This is a genomic window from Frankia sp. CeRuru1 (genome assembly GCF_977966315.1).
On sequence record NZ_CDWWEW010000189.1, the window covers coordinates 1 to 9,706 of the forward strand.

The 9,706-nt window shown below is 68.5% G+C and carries 7 protein-coding genes and 1 tRNA gene; 3 read left to right on the plus strand and 5 right to left on the minus strand.

The window, feature by feature from the left end; all coding sequences use genetic code 11:
* A partial coding sequence (locus tag AC08OP_RS14460) for a hypothetical protein (protein ID WP_476614671.1) occupies nucleotides 1-197 on the plus strand: 197 nt, incomplete at its 5' end.
* Between the two features lie 107 nt (nucleotides 198-304).
* Here AC08OP_RS14460 and AC08OP_RS14465 read toward each other — a convergent pair.
* The 4 genes from AC08OP_RS14465 to nifJ form a co-directional block, all read right to left on the minus strand.
* Nucleotides 305-1,018, minus strand: coding sequence for a metal-dependent hydrolase (locus tag AC08OP_RS14465; RefSeq protein ID WP_476614677.1), 714 nt, complete (start codon nucleotides 1,016-1,018; stop codon nucleotides 305-307).
* A 160-nt stretch (nucleotides 1,019-1,178) separates the two neighbouring features.
* Nucleotides 1,179-1,607, minus strand: coding sequence for a GNAT family N-acetyltransferase (locus tag AC08OP_RS14470; RefSeq protein ID WP_476614672.1), 429 nt, complete (start codon nucleotides 1,605-1,607; stop codon nucleotides 1,179-1,181).
* Nucleotides 1,608-1,795: 188 nt separating this feature from the next.
* Entirely contained in the window at nucleotides 1,796-2,395 is a 600-nt protein-coding gene (locus tag AC08OP_RS14475) for a heme-binding beta-barrel domain-containing protein (RefSeq protein WP_476614673.1), read from the minus strand.
* A 260-nt stretch (nucleotides 2,396-2,655) separates the two neighbouring features.
* Complete coding sequence (nifJ, locus tag AC08OP_RS14480) at nucleotides 2,656-6,177, minus strand: pyruvate:ferredoxin (flavodoxin) oxidoreductase (RefSeq protein ID WP_476614674.1); 3,522 nt, start codon at nucleotides 6,175-6,177, stop codon at nucleotides 2,656-2,658.
* A 217-nt stretch (nucleotides 6,178-6,394) separates the two neighbouring features.
* Between nifJ and AC08OP_RS14485 the strand changes: the two genes are divergently transcribed.
* Complete coding sequence (locus AC08OP_RS14485; protein WP_476614675.1) at nucleotides 6,395-7,363, plus strand: ParA family protein; 969 nt, start codon at nucleotides 6,395-6,397, stop codon at nucleotides 7,361-7,363.
* Nucleotides 7,364-7,589: 226 nt separating this feature from the next.
* Nucleotides 7,590-7,674: transfer RNA gene (locus AC08OP_RS14490), tRNA-Leu, on the plus strand.
* Here the strand turns inward: AC08OP_RS14490 and AC08OP_RS14495 are convergent.
* Nucleotides 7,656-9,323 (minus strand): recombinase family protein, encoded by a 1,668-nt coding sequence (locus AC08OP_RS14495; protein WP_476614676.1) that lies wholly within the window; start codon nucleotides 9,321-9,323, stop codon nucleotides 7,656-7,658. The genes AC08OP_RS14490 and AC08OP_RS14495 overlap by 19 nt on opposite strands.
* Nucleotides 9,324-9,706 lie beyond the last annotated feature (383 nt).

The window sequence follows — 9,706 nt, forward strand, 5'->3', positions numbered from 1 at the left end:
TCCACAAAGAATCTTGCCTCAAAAATCTTGACAGGTTCCGGTGGCAGCCGACAGCTCCCAGCCTCGGGCAGCGATGTCTGCCGATGCTCGCCAGGTTTTTGATCGGCTTCCGCCTGATGGCAGCACCATCGGTGGCCTGCGGCTACGCAGCCTGGTCAGGCTCAACAAGTGGAGAATCGAGTGCCGATGACGGGTGACGGCGAGTGCGGGGTGAGTCGACGCCGCGAGCCGGCGTTCGATTCCCCGTGCCGGCGGGCAGTCCGCTGCCCGCCGGCCGGCGTTCGCGGGGCGGGCGCCGGGTGTCTCAACCGGCGGTGAGCCAGTGGGACACGGCGTCGCCCGTCACGGCTCGCACGGTCAGGATTACCGCGGCAACCGCGAGAAGCGGAACGACGACCCAGTGTTCGATCCTGCCGTCCGTCCGGGGAACCAGGACTGTCTCCATCCGCCAGGTGACCGGCCAGAGAAGAGGGCAGCCGCGCGGGGTCAGGCAGTCCCCGGCCAGGTGGGCGAGACAGCCCAGGGTGACCGCGTAGCCGGCGAAGCTCATGTCGATGCCGTGCATGAGAAAGACAGCGACCCCGGCGGTCACGCAGTCCATGACGGACGACCAGTGCTCGTGCTTCTCGAAGTCCAGGCCGAGCCCACGTAGCCCGAAGCCCACGAGGACGAACAGCGCGGCCCACCACCCGTACTCGAAACGGGCGGCCAGCAGGCCCATGACCACACCCATGCCGAGCGCGAAGAGGATCGAGTGGGTGGCGTGCCGGTGGCCACCGGCGGCCCTGCTGATCCACCTGCACATAACCCGGGTGACCGGCCCGAAGGTGTTGGCGATCCGACCGTTGGGATGGTCGATGTCGGGCAGAAGCGCCGCGCCCGCGGACACCACCGCGCCGGCGATCACCTGGGACGAGGACAAGGACACCGCGTGCGAGCCCAACCACTGCTCCCGGGACAGCAGGGGTGCGGCGGCCAGCCAGACCACCGCCCCGCTCAGGGCGTGGGTCCGCCCCATCATGGCAGCTCAACCTGAATGATCAGCACCGTCAGACTGTATCCAGCCGATCCAGCCGCCGCGCGCCGAGCGACGTTCGGCTGTCCCGTGGCAAGCAGGCCCCGCGTGTGGTCATCGATCCAGCTCGTCAGACCGGTCGTCCGCGAGTTTGATGTTCCGGTCAGCTCCCAGGCGCGGGTGCTGACGCGAAGAGCAGCGCTACGCGGTCTCCAACAGGCTCGAAGCCGAGCCGCTGATACACGCCGTTGCTGGTCGGATTAGCCAGATCGGTGAACAGCAGGACCTCGTGCGCTCCCGCGTCCAGCGCAGCCTGGCTCACCGCTGCCGTCACAGCCCCGGCATAGCCTCTTCGCCGGAAACGCGAAGGAGTATAAACGGGCGCGATGCGGACCATCCCGCTCACCGGACGGGTAATCCCCGCCACCGAGACCGGCGCCCCGTCAACCTCCCACAGGGTGAAGCCACCATAGCTGAGTCGCTCGTCGGCCTGCCTCGCTGTGTGTTCCGCATTGCCGGCGACCCCACGGGTTTCTTCCTGGAACGCCGTGACCCAGGCCAACAACAGGTCTCTGTCGGTCGCCGCGGCCACGCGAGGACGACCCGCGGGCCCGGGCCGGGGCAGAACGAGACTTCCGAGCCGCTACAAGCGCTCCCGATGATGAAGATACGGCGTGGCGGCGGTCCGTTGTTGCCAGGCCGAGGCACACACTTCGCTCGGTACGCCGGGCGGCTAAGCCGATAAGCCAAGCGGCTGAGCCAAGCGGTTAAGCCGGGCGGTTAAGCGTCGGACAGGCGCCGCAGCACGTTGCGGTCCGTATGGGCGACCGGGTCGGACACCCGCTCGTGATCGATGGTGGTCGTGGAGGTGTAGGCGAAGCTCCCGTTATCGGTGACGGTGATGCTCACCTCGTAGCGGATGCTGTTCGCCGCGCAAGCCAGGTAGGGGTTGGACAGGATACCGTATGTGAGGGAGCCGGCCTGCGCCCGCAGGGTGAAGTCGGTCGCGTCCGGCGCCACGGCACCACCAGCGATCAGGACCGTACCGCGGGGCACCATGAAGCACCGCATGACGTGGCCGAGATCGGCGTCCCACAGCCAGTAGCCGATCTCAGTGTGGAACGCCTTCTCCTCGCCGGCCCGCCACGCGGCCATGTGGTAGTCGAGGCCGTAGAGACACTGCGGGCCGTTGTCCACGGGACCGAAGGGCTTGAAGGTGACCCGCTCGCGGTACGGGGTCTCGATAATCGTGCCCTCGGCGTTGCCGAAGGCAACGTCCACCCCCTGGTTGCCCTCCCACTCACCGGCCAGGGCCGCCAACGGACCGAACTCCGGGCCGGCTTTTCCCGTCTCCCCAGACTTTCCCGTCTTTTCCGTCAAGGCGAACCCTCCTTGGGCGAGGAACCATCTATAGCCGGCACAATCCCGGAACAAGCCCGGAACATCTCGACATTACTGTCAAATTCCTGCAAGCCGCTGTTGCGCGACTCTCAAGACGCGCAAGACGGCACATTCACCGTGCTCACGGACCCGCCATCAAGATCGAATATTTCACTGGTCTCATGGGGCACGGCGTCACTTTGGTGGGCACGGCGCCACTTTGGTGGGCACGGCGCCACTTTGGTGGGCACGGCGCCGCTTCAGTTTTGCGTGGTGGTGTTGCGGGGGTGGGCGGCTTCGTGTTCGTAGGTCTGCCAGCGCCCGAGGATGTCGCGTTGGGCGAGTGCCGCGAGCTCGTCGGCTTCGTCGGGGTTGACGGTGTTGAGGAGGGTGAACCGGGACTCGGTGGCGGCGAACTCGCTGAAGGGGATGGACGGTGCCCGCGAGTCGAGGGAGAACGGCCTTTCCGCGCGGGGGTCGACCCGGTAGAGCGGCCAGTATCCCGATTTCACCGCGGCTTTCTGGTGGGCCATGCCGTCGGTCATGGTGATGCCGTGGGCGATGCAGTGGCTGTAGGCGACAATGAGGGACGGGCCGTGCCAGCTGGCCGCCTCGTTGAAGGCTTTCACCGTGTGCTGGTCGTTGGCGCCGAGGGCGACCTGCGCGACGTACACGTCGCCGTAGGCGGCGGCGAGCAGCCCGAGGTCTTTCTTGCGGGTCCGTTTGCCGCCGCCGGCGAACTTCGCGACCGCGGCGCGCGGCGTCGACTTCGACGCCTGCCCACCGGTGTTGGAGTACACCTCGGTATCGAGGACGAGCACGTTGACGTCGCGCCCCGACGCGAGCACGTGGTCGAGGCCGCCGAAGCCGATGTCGTACGCCCACCCGTCCCCACCGATGATCCACACGCTTTTGTCGACGAGGTCGTCGAGGACAGCGTCGAGGGTGGTGTCGTGGTCGACGGTGGCCAGCCGTCGGCGTAGTTCGGCCACCCGCTGGCGTTGGTCGAGGATGCCGGCCTCCGTCGACTGGTCGGCGGTGAGCAGCGCCTCGACGAGCGTGCCGCCGACCGTCGCGGTCTGTGCGCGCAGCAGCCGGCGGGCCTCGCGGGCCCGGGTGTCGAGCGCGAGGCGTAGCCCGAGCCCGAACTCGGCGTTGTCCTCGAACAGCGAGTTCGCCCAGGCCGGGCCGCGGCCGTCGGTGCCCGCCGACCAGGGTGTGGTCGGCAGGTTGCCGCCGTAGATGGACGAGCATCCCGTGGCGTTCGCGACGATGATGCGGTCACCGAACAGCTGCGTGAGCAGTTTGAGGTAGGGCGACTCCCCGCAGCCGGCGCAGGCGCCGGAGAACTCGAACAGCGGCTCCCGTAGCTGCGAGCCGCGGACCGTGTCCGGTGGGGCGAGCGCCGGTGGGACCGCCGGCAGCGTTTCGCGGAACGCCCATCCGGCGCGTTCCTCCTCGAAGCGGGGTGCGGCGTCGACCATGTCCAGGGCGCGATGGCCCTCGATCTCCCGGCTCTTCGCCGGGCACGCCTCGACGCAGATGCCGCAGCCGGTGCAGTCGTCCGGTGCCACCTGCACCGCGAGCCGGAACGCCGCGAGGGTGCGGTCCTTCGGCTTTTTGTGCCGGAACGACGCTGGCGCGCCGGCGAGCTGCGCCGACTCGAACAACGTCATCCGGATGGCGGCGTGCGGGCAGGAGATCGCGCACTTGCCGCAGTCGATGCACAGGTCCGCATCCCACACCGGAAGCTCGCGGGTCAGGCCGCGTTTCTCGTACCGGGCCGTCCCGACGGGGAAGGTGCCGTCAGCCGGTAGTGCGCTGACGGGAAGCAGGTTCCCCTCCCCCGCCATGATCCGCGCCGTCACCTGCCGGACGAACGCGGGCGCCTCGCCGAGCAGCTGCCGGCGCGCCTGCCCCGTGACCACACGAGCCTGCAGGTCGACCTCGTGCAAGGCGTCGAGCGCGGCATCGATGGCGGCGAAGTTACGCTGCAGCACGGCGTCACCGCGTTTGCCGCGGGCGGCGCGGACCCCGTCCTTGACCGCCGCGATCGCCTCGTCGCGGTCCAGCAGACCGGACAGCGCCAGGAAACAGGTCTGCAGCACCGGGCTTACGATCCCGGGCATGCCGGCCTGCTTCGCCACCCGGTCGGCGTCGACGACGAACAGGCGCGCGCCCCGGTCAAGCAGATGCCGCTGCGCGTCGGCCGGCAGATAGTCCCACACCTTCTCCGGCGCATGCGGGCTGTTGAGCAGCACGGTGGCACCCGGCGCGGCCACGGCGAGCACGTCCACCCGTTCCAGCAGCGAGGACTGATGACAGCCCACGTACTGGGCGTTCTGGATAAGCCACGGGGAGTCGACCGGTCGTGGCGACAGCCGCAGATGCGAGACCGTCATCGACCCCGACTTCTTGGAGTCGAACACAAAGTACGCCTGCGCGTGCAGCGGCGTGCGAGCGGCGACGATACCGGCCGTCGCCCGCGTGGCACCCACGGTGCCGTCGCTACCGAGCCCGTAGAACACCGCCCGCAGCACGTCATCCGGCTCCGGGACACGGTCGTCGTCCACCTCGAGCGACAGGTCCGTGACGTCGTCGCGGATACCCACCGTCACCTCCCGGCGCGGCGCCGCGCCGGCCAGCTCGTCGAACACCGCCGCCGCCATCGCCGGGGTGAACTCCTTCGACGCCAACCCGTAACGGACACCGATCACCCGCGGCATCCGCTCGGGCCGTTCCGCGAACGCGGCGACGACGTCCAGCCGCAACGGCTCACCCGACGCGCCCGGCTCCTTCGTCCGGTCCAGGACCGCGACCGACCGCACCGTCGAGGGCAGGCACGCGAGCAACGCCCGGCCGTCGAAGGGACGGAACAAGCGGACCTGGACGAACCCGACCCGCTCGCCTCGCTCGACCAGCCGGGTGACCGCCTCCCGCACCGCCGACCGACCCGACCCCATGACGACCACGACCCGCTCGGCCTCGGGATGACCCTGATACTCAAACAGGCGGTAGGCCCGGCCCGTCGCCGCGGCCAGCCGGTCCATCACCCCCTGCACAATCCCGGGAACCGCGGCGTAGAACGTGTTCGACGCCTCCCGGGCCTGGAAGAACGTGTCGGGATCCTGGGTGGTGCCCCGGATCACCGGACGGTCGGGGGACAACGCCCGGCGGCGATGGGCATCGATATGCTCGGCCGCCAGCAGACCACCCAGCGTGCCGTCGTCGAGCAACGCCACCTCGTTCAGCTCGTGCGACGTGCGGAAACCGTCGAAGAAGTGCAGGAACGGCACCCGCGACTCGAGCGTTGCCGCCTGCGCCACCGCGGCCAGGTCATGCGCCTCCTGCGGCGACGCCGAACACAGCATGGCGAAACCGGTTGACCTCGCCGCCATCACGTCGCTGTGATCACCAAAGATCGACAGTGCGTGCGTGGCCACGGTCCGGGCCGCGACGTGGAGAACCATCGGCGTGAGCTCACCGGCGATCTTGAACATGTTGGGCAGCATCAGCAGGAGACCCTGCGAGGCGGTGAACGTCGTCGACAGCGCACCCGCCTGCAACGCCCCATGCACCGCGCCGGCGGCACCACCCTCACTCTGCAGCTGGACGACCTCGGGCACCGCGCCCCACAGGTTCGGGCGGCCCTTCGCCGCCCACGCATCGGCCAGCTCCCCCATAGCCGACGCCGGGGTGATCGGATAGATCGCGATCACCTCGCTCGTCCGGTAGGCCACCAACGCGGCGGCCTCGTTCCCATCGATCGTCTTCTGACCCATGCATCCCAGACTCAGGCGTCCGGAGACGGATCGAGGGGGGACTTCCTTCCCGTCCCCGAAGGCGGAAGTCACCAGTATCCGACTCCCGGCCACGTGACCGATCCAGAAACAGCCGTAGTCTGCTGGTGAACCGGACGCGGAAGCTTGAGGGTCCGGCCGAGGAGGCACGACGTCCCTCCGCCGCCGGGCGGAGCGCGCGACCGGGAGCGAGGATGCGGTGAAGGTCGTGGCGATCGCCAGCTACAAGGGCGGGGTAGGCAAGACCACGCTCACCGCAAACATCGGCGCCGCGATCGCCCGGTTGGGGAGACGGGTACTGATGATCGACCTGGACCCGCAGGCGAACCTGACCTTCTCCTTTTACCGGCCCGAGACCTGGCGGACGGACCTCGCCGACCACCGGAGAACCGTCAAGGCGTGGTTCGAGTCGTGGCGGCCGGAGACCACCCCACCGCCCCTCGCGGGGTACGTGACCACACCGTCGGTCGTCAACGCCGTCGTCGCCGCGGGCGGCGGCACGCTGGACCTGCTCGCGTCGCACCTCTCGCTCGGCGACATCGAGATGGACCTCACCGCCAGGCTGGGCGGGGCGCGGGCCCACCGGTCCACCAGGTACTACTTCGACGTCTACCAGCGGCTGGCCACCGGGCTGGCGTCCTTCTCCACATACGACTACGACCTTGTGCTCATCGACTGCCCGCCGAACTTCGGAGTCATCACCCGGGCCGCGATCGCCGCCTGCGACCACCTGCTCATCCCGGCCCGGCCGGACAACCTGTCGACGCTGGGCATCGAACATCTGATGAGCAGACTGGGCCGGTTCGTCTGGGAGCACAACAGGGTCGCGGAGTTGCAGTCCGGGATGCATCCGGCCGTGAAACGACTCGAACCGCGGGTGCTCGGTGTTGTTCTCATGATGGTCCAGTACTACGGCGGTCAGCCGACCAGCTTCCTGCGGCCCTACATCCACCAGGCATCGAGTCTCGGACTTCCAGTGTTCGAGTCGATGCTCCGCGTAAGTAACCGGAGCTTCGCCGGAGCAGCTGGAACCCAACTGCCGGCGGTGCTGTCCGCAGATCTCCCGCCCGAGGTGGCCCGGGAGCTGATCAGCCTGGTCGAGGAGTTCCTCCGGCGGGTCGGGGCGGCCAGCCGCGGGGCGGGTCCGTTACGTAAGCCCGTCGCGTAGGCCCGTCGCGTAGGCGAGGTCCAGAGGCCCCGGCGCCCAGCCAGTCATGATCGACATTCTCCGAGACACATCTCGAGTAGTGATCCTGCCGCTTCTCGTTCTCGTCGAAGCGGGGCAGAACTCGCAAGTCGGGACTTGATCGTCTGGTGGTCGGGGGTAGCGACAACCACCCCCTTGGAGCGTGTAACATCGCAGTCGTTCGCGGGTGAGACATCCGCGACCACCTGTCCGGGTGGCGGAATGGCAGACGCGCTAGCTTGAGGTGCTAGTGCCCTTTAACGGGCGTGGGGGTTCAAGTCCCCCCTCGGACACGATCCATTACCCCACAGTAGGATGTGTCGATCTTCATGTCGGCCCTCACTGTGCTGGTGGTGGGCTGGTAGGTCAGTCGCAGGCGCAGCTGGCGGTACAGGTCCACCTTCTCGGCGGGCTCCGCTTCGCTGAGAGCGCTCGTGATGTCGCCGAGCGACTCCACCATAGTAGCGATCTCTTTGCGGGTCAGCCGCCGCTCGTCGATCTCCCTGGCCTCGCGCAGCTCCCGCTCGGCGGTGGTCTTCTCGGCTTGGACCTGTGCGATCCACCCGGCGATGAGCGCCGGGTCGGCTCCAGCGTCGAGGGCGGACCGGTAGCGGGCCAGCTTGGTGTTACTTTCCTCGATCGCCCGGCGGGCTCTCTGCACGGCGAGGTCGTCGGTGGATGAGCTGGCCTGGGCGGCCACCATGGCATCGAGGGTGGCGGACAGCTGCGGCGGCGCGAGCGCCTCGGCGATCCACCGGTCGAGTGCCGGTAGGACGGCATCTTCGCGGACGTAGACGTTCGTCGGGTGAACGATCGTGTTCGCCAGGGCGTACTCCTGCGGGTAGCGGCAGCGGTAGTACGTGACCCCGCGGGCTGTGTGTCCCTGCATCTTCCGCTCACAGACAGCGCAGTAGAACGCCCCCCGCAGCGCGTATGGCTGCCGCGTACGCGGCGCCTTCTGATCGCCGGGCCCTCTGCCCCGACCGGCGAGGAGTTGCTGCACCTGGGTGAACAGCTCGGTCTCCACGATCACCGGGTGGGCCGGCTCCTCGGACCAGACCCACTTGTCCGAGGGGTTCCAGCGCAGTTTGGTGGTGTGCCCGAGGCTGACGTCCTCGACATCGAGGAGGACCTCGTCCTTGCGCTGGCGGTTCCAGACCTGCCGGCCGGTGTAGCGGGGGTTGGTCAGGATCGCGCGAACCGCTCCCTTCGACCAGGCCTTCCCCGTGCGATGGGAGTTGCGGGCGGGGTCATGCGCGGACGGGCTGGGGATGCCGTCGGCGGTGAGTCCCTCGGCGATCGCGTACAGCCCGCGGCCTGCGGCGTACTCGGAGAAGATCCTGGCCACGATGGGGCTGGTGACCGGGTCGAGTTCCAGGACGTGTAGCCGGCGGCCGTCGGCGGCCTTGGCCGGGTTGGGGTGGGGGCCGGCGTCGGCGAGCCGGTAGCCGTAGGGCGGCCGGCCGCCGAGGTAGCGGCCTTCGGTCTTGGCCTGGGCCGCCATCGCGGCCCGCACCCGGATCTTGATGCGGTTCCGTTCTCCCTTCGAGATGCCCCCGAACACTGACATGATCAGGTCGTGGGCTTCCGAGGTCGGGTCGATCGGCCCGCCGACCTCGGGCACCCACAGCGCGACGCGATAGTGGGTGAACAGCGGGAAGATCAGGCTGAACTGGTTGCCGTAGAACGCCCGGTGCGGCTCGCCGATGACAACCGCGTCGAAACCCCGATCGGGGTTCCGGAGGGCGTCGAGTAGCAGGCTGGCCTGTGGACGGCGCTTCCAGGGCAGGGACCGGGAGTGCCCGACGTCAAAGTACTCGGCGACGATCTCCCCGTGCTTCTCCGTCAGGGCTCGTGCGCGGGCGATCTGCCAGTTACGGGAGGCCTCTGGATCCTGCTGGTCTTCGGTGGAGACCCTGCCGTAAAACGCGAGTCTGATCATGGGTGCGGTCCTTTGTGGTGAGGCGACGCGGATGAGTCTGAGGTGGGCGGATCTTTCCGCGGCATGTTCGCTGCGGTCCCGGGTGTTCGGCCGGAACGGGCGGATTGTGCTGCCAGCAGGATACGCAGCAGGGCCCGTGCCGCCGAGGGGGTGAGGGTCGGCGGCCCGTCCGGGAGGAGTATGAGAAAGACCTCGTCGCCTTGGGTGTCTTGATAGTAACGTCCAGCTCCGTGGGGATGCTTATCCGCCTGCCGTCCATTCAGCGCGGGTCCAGGACCGTCGGGGGACGTTTTATGGTCGACCGAGCTCTCCGCATCATCCGGGGAGCAGCTTGCGTCTTGTCCTGGCCTGGTCATCGGCGCGGCTTTGGCGCGGCGAAGGGG